A 14,920-nucleotide genomic window follows, 5' to 3' on the forward strand; every position below is an offset into this window, starting at 1 on the left:
TATCAAAACATTCGTTTTTTTGATTCTTTCGAATGAGATAAAGTCTAAAAAAAATTTGGAGAAGACAAGTGACATCTACCATCGTTAGTGCGTTTCTGACTTATACGCTGATTACTGCAATGACACCTGGGCCTAATAACATTCTCGCACTGAGTTCAGTTAATCAGTATGGTCTGAGAAAAAGCACCCGGGTTTTGGCTGGAATGAGTGCGGGTTTTTTAATTATCATGCTGTTGTGTGCTGCTTTCACTTTCACACTAAATAACCTTCTTCCCTCGGTGAGTATTTGGCTTAGTTGGGCTGGCGCGGCTTATGTGCTTTGGCTGGCTTGGCGTATTGCGGTTAGCGAACCTTCTTCATCAAATACTCAAGCGAAACCACTGAGTTTTTGGCTGAGTTTCTGGCTGCAATTTGCCAACGTTAAGATTATTTTGTACGGCATTACGGCGCTATCTACTTTTGTGTTACCGCATACCGATAATGTTTTTTGGGTGCTCATTGTGAGTCTTCTGCTGGCTGTTATCGGTATTACGGGTAATTTATGCTGGGCGCTGGCAGGGCATCTCCTCCAGTCGCTATTCCAACGGCACGGTAAAACAATCAATTTGATTCTTGCAGCGGCATTGATCTATTGTGCTGTCCGAATGTTCATCTAAAACTTATTGGCATCCTGCTGCTCTTTTATACCCCCAATGATTAGCGATGTAATTTCATCATTTCCCCACTCGAATGGGTGGGGTAGTCTGATATACTGCTGAAAAATTGTTGTAACTTGTGATAATAGCTAGAGTTTATTGTTTTAACTCATTATCGAAATCAGTTTGGGGCCAAGTGTGTGAACACGAATTCTACCGTCTTACCTTCTCGGCATACCTTTAGCTACGCTCCGTTTCGCCACTTATTTTTCGCCCGCCTGCTTACTGTTTTAGGCAATGGAATTGCGCCTATTGCACTGGCCTTTGCAGTACTTGATATCGGCGGGACTGCAACTGATTTAGGGCTGGTGGTTGCCGCCCGTTCTCTCTTCAATGTTGCTTTCTTATTGATTGGCGGTGTGCTTGCAGACCGCTATTCCCGCAGTCTGGTTTTGGTATCCTCATCCGTCATCGCGGCATTATCTCAGGGCGTGGTCGCCTGGATAGTGCTTGATGGGACAGCAACAATCATGTGGCTTATGGTGCTAGGCACGGTTAACGGCGCCGCCGCAGGTATTGCACTGCCAGCCTCTTCGGCAATGGTTCCACAAACCGTGCCTACACGTAACCTTCGGGAAGCGAACGCTTTTATCCAGTTGGGTATCTATGCGGGAACAGTCATTGGTGCCTCTTTGGGCGGTGTTTTAGCCAGTGCTGTTGGGCCCGGCTGGGGATTGGCCATCGATGCTTTGGGATTTGCCGCCGCAGCACCTCTTTATATGTTAATCCGTATTAACCCGATGCAGTCTTCTGAATCACAAACTAATATCTTGCAGGATCTGCGAGATGGCTGGAAAGAGTTCATTTCCCGGGCTTGGGTTTGGGCTATTGTCGCGCAGTTTACTATTGTTAATGCTGCTTTTAGCGGCGTGGTGATGGTGCTTGGCCCCATAGTGGCAGATGCTTCATTTGGGCGAACGGGCTGGGGGATGATTGTTGCTACACAAAGTATTGGTTTAATTGTCGGTTCTTTTATTGCGCTTCGATGGCGTCCACGGCGCGATTTGCTAGTTGGCGTCATGCTAATTGCACTTTGTGCCATACCTATCGTCCTGCTGAGTCTGGCCTCTTCGACATCTATTCTGATGGGCGCATTTTTCATTGCTGGGGTTGGTTTTGGCCAATTTGGCGTTGTTTGGGCCCATTCGCTGCAAACTCATATTCCACCAGAGAGACTTGCGCGAGTTTATGCTTATGATGCCATGGGGTCATTTATCGCCATTCCTCTAGGTGAAATTGCTGCTGGTCCTCTCGCGATGCACTATGGCAGCAAGGCTGTTTTGTTATCTTCTGCCATTGCTGTCGTGATAGCGACTGTTGCTGCCAGTTTTACGCCAGCAATTAGGCAACTCGATAATGCACCTCAGGTGAAGCAGCATATTTAGTTGAAAAATAGTTCGATACTTTTGCATGCTATTCAACGTCACTCTATTCTGGGCTTAAGATTATTGGGTTTTATATATAAATTTAATGAAAACTTTACATTAAAATACAAAGTTTACATAAAATGGCAGGTGGTCATTATTAATGCATAAACTAGAAAAACACTTATTTTTTGTACTTGATGGTTACTGGGTGGTTATAAATACATCTTAATACTATTGTTTGAAAATAATAATCATTACCATATTCGAATTATCTCCTCAATATTCTGGCATCAAACGACTGGTATTTAAAACTACGAATCATTTAACAATTGATGCATTATTCCAGTCTTGTCATGCAGTTAAGTGCAATACACTATGACTTTAGTGTTTTTTCTGACGGCCTCTACCTACTCTTTTGTTGATTTGGATTTTTTTAAATGATTTCTGTCACACTTTTAAACTTTAACAATACTATTTTTGATTAATTTCAATAAAATCATCAGATTGGTTTTTATTTTTCAAAAAATAAGTGCGATTTTAGTGGCTCTATAACGTCAACTTATCATCTCTATATAGTTCTTTCCTACATTTTTATAGGAATATTCTTTTTATTTTGTCGGCATAATTACCGGAATAATATGATTATTTTCAATTTATAGTGGAAATGTATTATTTTTTAATTTTAATTTAAAACATAATGCGCTACTAAAATGATCCGAATCAATATTAACGTTCAGTATTTTAAATTTACAGTGAGCTAAAAAACCATTATAAATTCACAATCCAGTTTTTTATGCTAATTATTTGCCGACCTCTGGGCCAAAGATCTGCGGTTGTCCCATTTACTAGAGGATTTGATCGCGTATACTCCTGCTCATAGTTATTGAGGTCGGCTATAAGGATGTTTGGATTTCTAATGTATTAAACATCAGATTTATATGTTTATGATATTAGCCCCCCCGTATTTCTCATGCCTATAAATGATATTTAAAATGTCGATTGTGCTAACGTGGTAATATTGCTTGAGTTTTTAACTTATGAACTCTTTTGAGAAACTCATTGAACTGACTTTAATGTCCAGCAACGATAAATAAATATCTACTAATTATTGTGGGCAACACCTCACAATTGAATTCACACACAATAGTATCGAGTTTTTTACTCATATATTTATTAATAATCGGAATTATAAATGAAAAAATTAGCTATCATTGCTTCAGTCGTTGCTGCATTCACTGGTATTAACGCCGCTCAAGCTGCATCTACCGGTACCATCAACTTCACCGGTGAGTTGACCGCTTCTACCTGTAACGTATCAGTTGATGGGCAGGGCGCAGAGGCAACAGTGGTGTTACCAACGGTCAGCACCAGCCAACTGACAACGGCTAATCAGGTTGCTGGTAGCACTGGTTTTAATATGGCGTTGAGCAACTGTTCTGGAACACTTAAGACGGTTTCTGCTTTCTTCGAAGCAGGCCCGAGTGTTGATCTTGTCACCGGTCACCTGAAGAATGTAAGCGGTGATGCTGGCATGGTTAGCCTTGAATTACTGGATGGATCTAACGCAATGGCTCCAATTAAAGCCGGTAACACCAGCCAGGCAATCAGTACAACCTACGTTAATGCGGCATCAGGTTCTGCAACACTGCCCTATGCTGTTCAATATTATGCTGACGGTGAAACCACTCCGGGTACAGTTATCAGCAACGTTGTTTACTCTATTCAATACAAATAAGTATTAAAGTGTAAACTTGAAATATTAAGGGCAGATATCTGCCCTTTTTGACGATAAGAACTAAAATTGAAATATGCACTCATTCACTAGGTGTCGAGGTGGTTATGAACAGAACTAACCGTATTTTATTCACTGTTTTTTCAGCCTTGATTTTACTTTTACTGGTGGGTCGTTCTGTTCAGGCAAGTGTGGTTATCAGCGGAACTCGGGTGGTTTATCCTGAGAGTCAAAAAGAAGTGACAGTAAAAGTCACGAACATGGGTAGTGGCCCAGTCGTATTACAAAGCTGGATAGATAACGGTGATGTAAATGCCCGCCCAGAAACATTAAAAGTGCCTTTTGTTCTCACGCCGCCAATTAATCGGGTTGAGCCGAATAAAAGTCAGACACTACGTATTAGCTATACCGGCACAGCATTACCTAAAGATAAAGAGTCTGTATTTTGGCTCAATGTATTAGAAATACCGGCTAAAGCTGATGCCAGCAGTAAGAAAAATTATTTACAGATGGCTTATCGTTCGCGGATTAAATTGTTTTTCCGCCCTCAGGGTTTGATGGGCAATGCGAATGATGCTGCAAAATCACTCGTCTGGACAAAAGTACCCGGTGGGCTTAAAGCGACGAACCCAACGCCGTTCCATATTTCGCTGGTGACGGTTGAGGTTAATGCCGGGGGTAAAAAATCCCAAGTTGAAGGACAAATGATCAGTCCCAAAGATTCGCTAACGTTTGCATTTCCAGGGAATAGTTCAGGCTCCACGGTAGATATTGAATTTGTTAATGATTACGGTGCGCTGAATAAACTGAGTCAGACTATCAAGCCTTGATAGATAAACTTTTTTTATTAAGTCATAAAAAAATACCAGTAGATTGCCGCGTATATCGTGGGGTCAGAAGATGAGAGTATTCTACGGAATAAATAAATAATGAAACGCTCTGCAATAACTTTTTCTGCGGGTCTACCTGATCGTATTTATTTTTTAACCCCTTTGGCGGCAGCGCTTATTTCAACTTTTTTGTCCCCTGTGGCTTTGGCTGCGGAGAGTTCAGAAAAAATAGAGAGTGCTGAAAAAACCACAGTTAACACCACACCCGAAAGCAGCAAACCACAGGTTGCCGAGTTTGATAATGCGTTCTTAAATACGGCTCATACTGGTTCCGGTGTTGATTTAAGTCGTTTCTCGACAGGTAGCAGTGTGCTGCCCGGCAACTATCGTGCCGATATTTATTTAAATAATTCACTCATTGGCAATGAAAATGTGGAGTTTAAAGCCCGCGATGATAAAAGTGTGTATGCCTGTTTATCCACTTCACTTATTGCCAGTCTTAATCTCAAACCCGATGCTTTGCCATCTCAGTCTTTAGTACCGCTGAAGAAAGAAGCCGGTTGTGTTGACCTGCAATCCCTTATTCCAGATGCGTCAGTCACCTTTGATAACAGTGAACAGCATCTGAATATCGCTATTCCTCAGGCTCTATTACTCCATACCGCGCGTGGAACAGTAAGCCCTGCCTTGTGGGACAGCGGCGTAACATCAGGAATGCTGGGTTATTCACTCAATGGCTATAGCAGCTCATCAAATGGGCAGACGTTTAACTCGGCTTTTGCGGGCATTAATACCGGGCTTAATCTGGGATCATGGTATTTCCGTCATAACGGCTCGTATAACTGGCAGGAAAATGGCGAGAGCAAATACACCAGTATTAATAGCTATGTGCAGCGGGATGTTCCGGCTGCGCAGGGTCGGGTGTTATTGGGGGAATCCAATACTCCCGGGCAGTTATTCGACACCATACCCTTTACCGGTGTGCAATTTAGCACTGATGACCGCATGTTGCCTGAGTCTTTACGCGGCTATGCGCCAGAAGTGCGCGGTATCGCGCGCACCAACGCGCTGGTCACTATCCGCCAAAGCGGTCAGGTGCTATATGAAACAACAGTTGCACCGGGTGAATTTATCATCGATGACCTCTACCCAACTGGCTATGGCGGCAATCTGGATGTGACCGTACGCGAGGCGGATGGCAGCACTCAGAACTTTCAGGTGCCGTTTGCCGCGGTGGCACAGTTACTGCGCCCCGGTTCTCAACGCTACAGTCTGACGGCAGGTAAAGTACGCAACGACTCGCTGTCCTTTACCCCGGGACTTTATCAGGGAACTTATCAACGCGGTCTGAGTAACAGTATTACCGGCTATACCGGCGCACAGGTCAGTGAAGACTATTATGCCGTGCAGCTCGGGACGGCATTCAGTACCCCGATTGGCGCAGTGGCATTTGATGTGACACAAGCCAACACCCATCTGCGGGAAGGGTCGGAAAGTGGTCAGAGCTATCAGGTCAGCTACAGCAAGGTACTCACGGAAACCAACAGTAATCTGAGCGTGGCCGCCCACCGCTTCGCCACTCAGGGTTATCTCGATTTCTCGACGGCAATGCAAACCATCGATGCTGAGCGTCAGGGCTATGATGCCAACCGCATCTATCGGGCAAAGAACCGTCTCACCGTCACTGCTGCTCAGGGATTACCGGAGAAGTGGGGCCAGATGTATATCAGTGGCTCGTTGCAGGATTACTGGAACAAAGAGGGCAGTGACCAACAGTATCAAATAGGTTACAGCAATAATTACAAAAGTATGACCTATGGGCTGAGTGTTAACCGCAGTCGTTCTGGGTTGGGTGATATGCAAAATACCTATCTGGTCAGCGTGAGCTTCCCGTTAGGGCGCAATGACCAGCGGAATGTGCCGCAGATGCGTCTGGAAATGAACCGTAATGGCCAGGGCGATTGGGGCGAACAGGCCACAGTATCAGGCAGTGCCGGTGAGCAAAGCCAGTTCAGTTATGGTGCTACCGCGATGAACAGTAATGGCGGCTCAGGTGCCAGTGGCAGTGTGAATGGCCAGTATCGCGGCGATCGTGCTACCAGCATGGCGTCGTATGGCGGGGGGAGCAATTACCAGAGTGGATCTGTTGGAATTTCCGGCAGCATGATTGCCCACCCAGGAGGGGTAACCTTAACCCCATACAGCAGTGAGACCTTTGCGGTGGTAGAGGCCAAAGGGGCGGAAGGGGCAGAAGTGTCGTCTTATTCCGGCGTGAAAATAGATTCACGAGGCTACGCCGTGGTGCCGTATCTGAATGCCTATCAGATGAATGAAATCACCATCGACCCGAAAGGCACCTCTTATGATGTTGAGTTGGAGTCAACCAGTCAGAAAGTTGCCCCAAATGCGGGTGCGGTGGTGATGGTGAAATATAAAAGTACCAAGGGTTACCCGATATTGGTCAATGCCATACAGTCGGATGGCGAACCGGTACCCTTTGGTGCCGATGTCCTTGATATGAAAGGCCTGGCGGTGGGTTCTGTTGGGCAGGGCGGGCAGGTTTATGCGCGGGTCAGTGAAGAACGCGGGCGCTTGCAAGTGAGCTGGGGCGAGGGGGCTGGGCAGCAATGCTATCTCAGCTATATCTTGCCGCCACAACAGGCGAATACGAAAACCACCGGAATAATGCAATTTACCTCAACGTGTGTGCCGCAGGGATAAATCCATCGCGGGGAGATAAAGCACGTTATCAGTGCATGTGTTGTCAACCGTGTCAGACATTCTGTTTAACTTTTCACGTTGGTTGATGCGTCAGTCAGCCAACGGCATAGGGCTTGATGATAATGAAAAACTCAGTCATAGACTTAGCCAGACACCGTATCTTCTCAACAGCGAGCTTGCTGCTGTTGTTGTGTGGAACTCTGATGGTGTTATCACCTGGTGCTCTGGCGCTCACCACCTGCACCGGTAATACGAAAACCATTACGGTACCTATGCCAGCAGCGGTAACAGTACCGAGTGATGCTGATGTTGGGACGATACTGAGCTCTTGGTCGATGACGGCAGCCGAGACGAACTGGTTTACCTGTTCTGCGACGGTACAGGAGAGTATTGGTATCGGTTTTGAAGCATATATGCTGACACCGTCGGGGTTAACTATCACTGATGGAGGGGCGGTTTATAAAGTGTTTAATACTAATCTGGCTGGCGTCGGTATCGCCATGGGCTCCAAAGGCTATGCGAATGGATGTGGCTGGCAGCCGGATTGGAAACCGGTTTCTGATGTGCAAGGCTATGCCTGTAACGCGCCGGAATTATTGCCTAATGGTGGGCAATTTCGTGCCATTCTGGTTAAAACTGGCCCGATAACTGCCGGGACAGTCAATGCGATGACCGTGGCGAAGGCTCCGATGAAAATTAACGGGGCATGGAGCACCTCATTGGTCAATACCATCAATATTACTGCAACACAGGTGACAGTGCTGAGTTGCCTCACGCCAGATGTTTTGGTGAGGCTAGGGACTCACGATGCGTCAGAATTCTCAGGGATGGGGTCATTTACCGCAGCGGTTAATTTTGACGTTGCGTTGAACAATTGCCCGGCAGGCATTAACACCATTACCTACCAGATTGATGCCGTGACCCCGATCCTGAATGCCGCGTCATCTGTCGTGGCACTGGACAGTAGTTCAACTGCCAGTGGTATTGGGGTGCAATTACTCGATGAAGTGGGAAACCCGTTCACATTTGGTCAACCTACGCGGCTGACGGCATACAGTGGTAGCACGGGGGGGAACTATAAAATCCCACTTAAAGCCCGCTATTACCAAACTGAAGCCAGATTACAACCCGGCACGGCCAATACCATGATGAGTTTTACCATGACCTACAAGTGATTGAATGACAATGGCATAACCATTTTAGCCACCGTCTATTAAATCAATATGCCCGAAATTGATGTCACGCCGAACAAAGCACACGCTAAAGTTGTATTCCTGATAAATTACTACTAATAATATCCCCCTCTGAAGAAATTCTGAGGGGCGATCTTTCCATTACTACCTCGCGCCAGCTCAGTAAACTATTGCCAGTCCATTTAACTGAGTTATCAGGAGTCAGCGAAATCCGATGGATACCCCGCTAAATTGGCACAAAGATCATTTCATTATCACCACCGACCCTGCTCAATTAGATATTGATGCTATTCATCGTTATCTGACCCGCTCCTCTTGGGCGGCGGGGATAAATAAAGAGACTGTTCGTGCATCAATAACTCATAGCCTGTGTTTTGGGCTCTTTCATCACCATAACCAAATTGGATTTGCTCGGCTGATAACGGACTTTACCACCTTTGGTTATCTATGTGATGTCTATGTTATTGAGGAATATCAGAAAAGTGGCTTGGGATTATGGCTAATTGAATGCTGCCAGTCACACCCTATTGTGAGCTGCTTGCGTCGAGTTATGCTCGTTACCACCACCGCGCCTTGGTTGTATGAGAAAGTCGGCTATCAACCGGTTAATATTCCTGATTATGTTTGGCAAATAACCCGTCCTGATATATATAAAGTCTCGTAGCTATTCCTTTGTATGGAGTTAGTGACGAATAATAACGTTTAGAGGGTCAGTAAATGGGAACTGTTTTGGCACTCATGGGCTTGATTTTAGGTGCCTGGGCTGTACGTAGTATTTGTCTTAAAGAGCAAAGTACCGGGAAGAAGGTGGCAAAATCTATTTTCGCGGCTTGGTATTTTCTGACCGCCGGTGGGATAGGGGGAACTGAAGAAGATAAGATTGTGCTCGTTATTGTCGCCATGTTGATTGGTGCCGCGGTTGTCCTCTATTCGAATCACGCTGATAAGGTGAGTTCTGAGCGGTCGTGAGCAATTTCACCATACCGGTTGGAAAAGCTGGGCTTTACCAGTACTTAGGTCTTTGAGGTTTGTCAGGAGATTAATTTATGAATTCACACCCAATACGGCAGGTTATTGAAGCCTGTGATAGGGCTATTACCGCCAGAGATTTTGATGCACTGATGAAGCACTATGCCGTGGACGCGGCGCTGGTGATCAAGCCCGGAATGATTGCCCGAGGTGCGGAAGATATTCGTCGGGCTTTTATTGCTATATCTGACTATTTCCAAAATCAACTTGTTGTTGAACAAGGGGAAATGCAGGTTATTGAAGGTGCGGATGATGCGCTGGTTATTATGGAAACGGTACTACGTTTTCCTGATGGTCAGGGCGGAACCGTCAACACCACTCGGCGGGCAACTTATGTATTTCGCCATGAAGCGGATGGCCGCTGGTTGTGTACCATTGATAATTCATATGGGACGGCGCTGTTAGATAGTGATTGCGCTTAACTATCCGCCACGTTGATGTGGAAAAACCGCTTTTCACCTGACTCGGGCTAACGAGAGATTGGCGTGGTGGTGAAAATACTCAAAAAGAGATCAAGTGGGGGGTTAAAGCGAGTCGGTCAGTCCTTTACTGAGGAGTTGCATAACTTGCAGCCAGGCCACTTCAGTTTCTTTGCCCAATTGCTGGAATACCTGCTGTAGTAGTTGCTTTTGTGTATTGGTTAATTGAGATTCGAGTTTTTTACCCGCGGGGGAAAGAGATAATTGCCGCACTCGCTGATCATGTGCAGCAGCCGTCACCGTAATTAATCCCATTTTAACCAATTGCTTTAGTGGGCCATTAAGTGCCTGTTTACTGATTTTTAAAATGCCCAGTAACGCATTGATAGCAATGTCGGGATTGTGCCCGACAAAGTACAAAATGCGGTGGTGTACCCGCCCTAATCCTTGCTCCGCCAGTAATTTATCGGGCAACTCAGTAAAGGAGCGGTAACCGAAATAAAATTGCTCGATGGCTTGATGGAGTAATAAGTCTTCTTGTTGCGATCTGTTTTTAGCTGTTGCCATCGAATTTTTATCACAAATAAAAAATAATTAGGTCAATAGTATTGACGTAACAAGCTGTCCATTTTATGTTCCATAAAGGTCAAATTCGTTGACCTTTATGGAAGGACTGCAATGAATAAGACAGTAGTAGGCCAGAATAATCGATTTTCCTCACGGCTGCACGATCTTCACCCATCACCTATACGGGAAATACTCTCAGTGATTGATCGGCCTGGCATGATCTCATTTGCTGGTGGGTTGCCCGCGATAGAAAGTTTCCCTCACTTAAATCTTGCGGGAATGCCGCAATCGATGCTGCAATATGGGGCCAGCGAGGGAGAGACTGAATTACGCGAAAAAATTGCACAGAATCTGTGTAAGCGTGGTTTATCCTGCACCCAAGAACAGGTATTAATTATTTCAGGTTCACAACAAGGGATTGATCTGGTCGCTAAGTTATTCATTGATGCAGGAACACCTGTTGCTGTTGAATCACCGACCTATTTGGCGGCATTACAAGTATTTCGTTTCTTTGGTGCGCAGTTTATTGCCTATGATTCGGCTCAGCCTGATATTGATAAACTTAAGACAGAAAAACCTGCTTTTGCCTACAGCATCCCTACATTTCAGAATCCAAGTGGTCATTGCCTCAGTCTGACTCAGCGGGCCGCTCTGGCAAAAGCATGTGACGATATTATGCTGCCGCTTTTTGAAGATGATCCCTATAGTGATCTGGTCTATGACCCTTGTGAGCGGAAACCGGTATGTGCCTTATTACAGCAGGCTCCTTGGATTTATCAGGGGTCTTTTTCTAAAAGTTTATCACCCGGGCTTCGGTTGGGTTATCTTGTCGCCTCGCCAGAGTTGATTCCTTATTTGACTCGGCTAAAACAAGCGACGGATTTACACAGCAGCCGAATCAGCCAATGGCTGGTATTACAGCAACTCAGTGATCCTAATCATTCCGAGCATATGAAGGAACTGGCGGCTTATTATAAACAACGCCGTGATTCCTTTGAGATCTCTCTACAGCGTCATTTAGGTTCCCTCGCTTCATGGGAAAAACCAGCGGGTGGGTTATTTTTCTGGTTGAAACTTAATCACTGTATAGATACTCGTCATCTACTGCCTAAAGCTCTTGAAAATAATATTGCATTTATGCCGGGTGAGCCCTTCTTCCCACATTCATCAACAGGATGTGGTCAGTTGAGACTAAACTTCAGCCATGCAACAGAGGAACAGGCAGATAGAGGATTAGAGATACTGGCTAATTTAGTGCGGGAATATTCATAATATAAGCCGTTTTCTATCCGGTAAATAGGGTACCCATCGACTTATGGGTACCCTTGAAGTCTTAATAATTACCTGAGACCTTAAATTAGCTTAACTGCGCAAACATCGGCAGCAATAAAGACATTTTAATTACGATAGCATTAGCTATATCCAGGAAGAAAGCACCGACCATAGGTACAATAAGAAACGCAACGTGAGATGGCCCGAAACGGTCGGTTATTGCTTGCATATTCGCAATTGCAGTCGGTGTTGCACCTAAACCTAAGCCACAATGCCCAGCAGCAAGAACCGCTGCATCGTAATTCTTTCCCATTACTCGGTAAGTGACAAATATCGCGTACAAAACCATGACCAGTGTTTGTACCAATAGAATCGCTAGCATTGGTAGCGCCAGAGAGGCTAATTCCCACAGTCTTAAACTCATCAAGGCTATTGCCAGGAAAAGGGATAAACTCACGTTACCCACCACCGATACTGCGCGGTCAAAAACCTGATAAAACCCAGTATAAGTCAGTATATTGCTGAGGATAACCCCAATAAATAGGACATAAACAAATATCGGTAATTCAAAAACTGACCCTGCAAGTAACCCTCTAATATAATTGCCTGCCATCAAACAAATGGTAATCATGGCAATGGTTTCGACTAATACCAGTGATGTGATCATTCGGCCTGACTGCGGTTTTTCGAAGGTCGTGGGTTGCAGGGCATCATCGGGTCGCCCATTGGGCGTTGCTGAATGTTTAATGAGATATAATGCTATAGGGCCAGCAATGACGCCCCCGAGTACCAGACCGAAAGTTGCACCGGCCATCGCGACTTCAGTCGCATTGATTAATCCATAATGTTCAACAAATACACTACTCCAGGCCGCTCCCGTACCATGTCCACCAGACAGGGTAATTGTCCCTACAAGTAATCCCATCAAGGGTTCCAGCCCTAATATTTTCGCCATACCGATACCGACGGTATTCTGTATGAGTAAAAATCCAATAACGACAATAATAAATTTTACCAGGGCTTTACCACCTGCCCGTAAACTGGCCAGATTAGCGTTAAGGCCAATGGAGGCGAAAAACGTCAACATTAACGGGTCGCGTAATGATGAATCAAAGTTGGCTTCCCAACCGGTTGTTTGGTGAATAAGCAAGAACGCCAATGCCACCAGTAAACCGCCAGCTATTGGGTCTGGAATAGCATATTTTTGCAATAAAGGAATATTCTGGACACATTGCCTTCCTAGCAATAGAACCAGACTTGCGACAACCAGTGTGCCATAAGCGTCGAATTGGAACATGTTGGAATCCTATATATGAAAAAGTAATGACCTATTATTGGCATTATTCTTTATGGACATTTAAGGCGTATTTAAGGGACATATATAGGAGGATTCATTGCGGCGCTCCAGACAATGTTGGGACATGTAACTTATGGGCTGGTGATGTTATAGCGCACTCTTAACAGGCAGTTATATGGCAATGATTTATTAAGTATGTCGCTATTACCACTTAATTAAAGCGTAGCACGACTTTGTACTCTGCTGTAATTCCTTACAATAACTTTTGATTTATAACGGATTGTTTATACCCGTGAAGAATGTAATTTGTACTTAATCGGAAAGTGCCATGACGGGGAGCACCATAAGCATGGTGGTTTTAAAATGTATTTTTTGATCTGTTGTTAAATGGGCAGGGTAACAGAATAATCTGGCTGCTAGATTGGGGTAATCCCCCCCAAAGATTTCATTAAGGTTTATCGCGGTAGACTTCACCACAAATCAATACCACATCGGGCCGTCTTTCATGAAGTCGAGCAGCCACAGCCATACATTCGTGGCGTGTGGTATAGACTTCGTCAGTCACGGGCAGAGCCTCACAAGCATCCATTCCGCAGGTGCTAACCAGTAAAACAAACCCTATGAGCATATATTCTCCTTATTTATAGGATTTATATGAGTATAGCCGGTTTATAGCAGAGGTTGCCTGCTTGTTTTTATCAAAGCAATAGGTAGCACTACCATTTGATTAAGGATTAGCCAAATTTGGTAATAACAACGCCAGCCATAATTACGGCACTGGCGATAACACGCAGCATTGAGGGCTTTTCTTTTAGCATCCAGACAGAAATAACCATAGCAAAAAGCACGCTGGTCTCACGCAAGGCCGCGACTAGCGCGATTGGTGTGCTTTTCATGGCCCAGATAACAATCCCGTAAGCCAGTAACTGCATAGCACCGCCTATAATACCGTGACGCCAGTGTTGCCGGATTTCGCGAAAAACCACATTACGATGCATTATCCAAAGGAGTGTGAACATGGTTAATCCATTGAACATAAATAACCACAGAATATAGCTAAGAGGCTCAATACTGGCCCGGCTCCCCGCGCCATCTGATAGGGTATAGCAAGCGGTAAAGGTCGCAGTAATAAGGGCATAGATTATCGCTCTGACATTGAGTTTATTGGGGCCGTGGCGGCCATCAAATGTCATCATAATCACCCCAGAAACCAAAACTAACGTACCCAATAAAGCGATTGTTCGCGGTATTTCTGACAAAATTAGCCATGAGAGCAGGGCACTTAATAATGGGGCCACACCACGGGCAATAGGATAAATTTGACCAAATTCAGCTTGTTCATAGGCTTTACTCAGAAACAGGCAATAACCGGTGTGGAAAGCAACTGACAGGAGCAACCAAGGGAGTGCACTAAGGGAGGGAAAGCCGACAAAAAGAATGCCAATAAGTGAGATAACACCAGAGAAGATCGCCATCAGCGAAATAGCCACAAAACGATCACTACCAAATTTGACTAGTGCATTCCAACTAGCATGTAGTAGTGCTGCCCCCAAGACAGCAAGAAATATCTCACTACTCATCTTATCTCCTTATTTTAGCTACACAGTTTATCGTAACTGTATTTATTTTCACGTGTGCAATACGTAAAAATTACGTCGTCGGCCTGATGTCGGAGACTAAAATGGGGCGAAGGGGGATATCACCTTACTCATTTAACACCAGAGAGAATAGAGACCACCATCAGTATTTGCATCATTTTGACGACATCACCAAGCTTACCTTCAGGTATTGCGTTATT

The 14,920-nt window shown here is 45.0% G+C and carries 14 protein-coding genes; 10 read left to right on the forward strand and 4 right to left on the reverse strand.

Annotation, left to right across the window (positions count from 1 at the left end):
- Positions 1–68 precede the first annotated feature (68 nt).
- From eamB to FTA96_RS11600, 9 genes are all read left to right on the forward strand, one after another.
- Positions 69–656, forward strand: a complete 588-nt coding sequence (gene eamB / locus FTA96_RS11560) for a cysteine/O-acetylserine transporter (protein WP_050109655.1) — start codon at positions 69–71, stop codon at positions 654–656.
- Between the two features lie 179 nt (positions 657–835).
- Positions 836–2,080 carry an MFS transporter gene (locus FTA96_RS11565; RefSeq protein WP_050146230.1) on the forward strand — a complete coding sequence of 415 codons (1,245 nt, stop codon included), beginning with the start codon at positions 836–838 and terminating at the stop codon, positions 2,078–2,080.
- Positions 2,081–3,254: 1,174 nt separating this feature from the next.
- Positions 3,255–3,797: a fimbrial protein gene (locus tag FTA96_RS11570; RefSeq protein WP_050109653.1), complete on the forward strand. Its 543-nt coding sequence runs from the start codon at positions 3,255–3,257 to the stop codon at positions 3,795–3,797.
- Between the two features lie 104 nt (positions 3,798–3,901).
- The gene (locus FTA96_RS11575) at positions 3,902–4,624 is read left to right on the forward strand and encodes a fimbrial biogenesis chaperone (RefSeq protein ID WP_050121208.1); all 723 of its coding nucleotides are present in this window, start codon (positions 3,902–3,904) and stop codon (positions 4,622–4,624) included.
- Positions 4,625–4,723: 99 nt separating this feature from the next.
- Positions 4,724–7,345 (forward strand): fimbria/pilus outer membrane usher protein, encoded by a 2,622-nt coding sequence (locus FTA96_RS11580; protein ID WP_050109651.1) that lies wholly within the window; start codon positions 4,724–4,726, stop codon positions 7,343–7,345.
- A 122-nt stretch (positions 7,346–7,467) separates the two neighbouring features.
- The gene (locus tag FTA96_RS23405) at positions 7,468–8,520 is read left to right on the forward strand and encodes a fimbrial protein (RefSeq protein ID WP_216594359.1); all 1,053 of its coding nucleotides are present in this window, start codon (positions 7,468–7,470) and stop codon (positions 8,518–8,520) included.
- A gap of 232 nt (positions 8,521–8,752) precedes the next feature.
- A complete protein-coding gene (locus FTA96_RS11590; protein ID WP_050151116.1) occupies positions 8,753–9,202 on the forward strand; it encodes a GNAT family N-acetyltransferase in 450 nt (149 codons plus the stop codon).
- A gap of 53 nt (positions 9,203–9,255) precedes the next feature.
- Positions 9,256–9,507 (forward strand): hypothetical protein, encoded by a 252-nt coding sequence (locus FTA96_RS11595; RefSeq protein WP_050109648.1) that lies wholly within the window; start codon positions 9,256–9,258, stop codon positions 9,505–9,507.
- Between the two features lie 77 nt (positions 9,508–9,584).
- Positions 9,585–9,989 carry a YybH family protein gene (locus tag FTA96_RS11600; RefSeq protein ID WP_050109647.1) on the forward strand — a complete coding sequence of 135 codons (405 nt, stop codon included), beginning with the start codon at positions 9,585–9,587 and terminating at the stop codon, positions 9,987–9,989.
- 102 nt (positions 9,990–10,091) lie between these two features.
- On the opposite strand, the gene FTA96_RS11605 is transcribed toward FTA96_RS11600, so the two are convergent.
- Positions 10,092–10,553: a MarR family winged helix-turn-helix transcriptional regulator gene (locus tag FTA96_RS11605; protein WP_050136351.1), complete on the reverse strand. Its 462-nt coding sequence runs from the start codon at positions 10,551–10,553 to the stop codon at positions 10,092–10,094.
- A gap of 216 nt (positions 10,554–10,769) precedes the next feature.
- On the opposite strand from FTA96_RS11605, the gene FTA96_RS11610 reads away from it, so the two are divergent.
- Positions 10,770–11,825: an aminotransferase-like domain-containing protein gene (locus FTA96_RS11610; RefSeq protein WP_375541943.1), complete on the forward strand. Its 1,056-nt coding sequence runs from the start codon at positions 10,770–10,772 to the stop codon at positions 11,823–11,825.
- A gap of 85 nt (positions 11,826–11,910) precedes the next feature.
- On the opposite strand, the gene gltS is transcribed toward FTA96_RS11610, so the two are convergent.
- The 3 genes from gltS to FTA96_RS11625 all read right to left on the reverse strand — a co-directional run bounded on the left by gltS (position 11,911) and on the right by FTA96_RS11625 (position 14,702).
- Positions 11,911–13,122 carry a sodium/glutamate symporter gene (gene gltS, locus FTA96_RS11615; RefSeq protein WP_050109644.1) on the reverse strand — a complete coding sequence of 404 codons (1,212 nt, stop codon included), beginning with the start codon at positions 13,120–13,122 and terminating at the stop codon, positions 11,911–11,913.
- 448 nt (positions 13,123–13,570) lie between these two features.
- Positions 13,571–13,750: a hypothetical protein gene (locus FTA96_RS11620; RefSeq protein ID WP_050109643.1), complete on the reverse strand. Its 180-nt coding sequence runs from the start codon at positions 13,748–13,750 to the stop codon at positions 13,571–13,573.
- A gap of 106 nt (positions 13,751–13,856) precedes the next feature.
- A complete protein-coding gene (locus tag FTA96_RS11625; protein ID WP_050121211.1) occupies positions 13,857–14,702 on the reverse strand; it encodes a DMT family transporter in 846 nt (281 codons plus the stop codon).
- Positions 14,703–14,920 lie beyond the last annotated feature (218 nt).

Source organism: Yersinia alsatica (genome assembly GCF_902170305.1).
Classification (GTDB): domain Bacteria; phylum Pseudomonadota; class Gammaproteobacteria; order Enterobacterales; family Enterobacteriaceae; genus Yersinia; species Yersinia alsatica.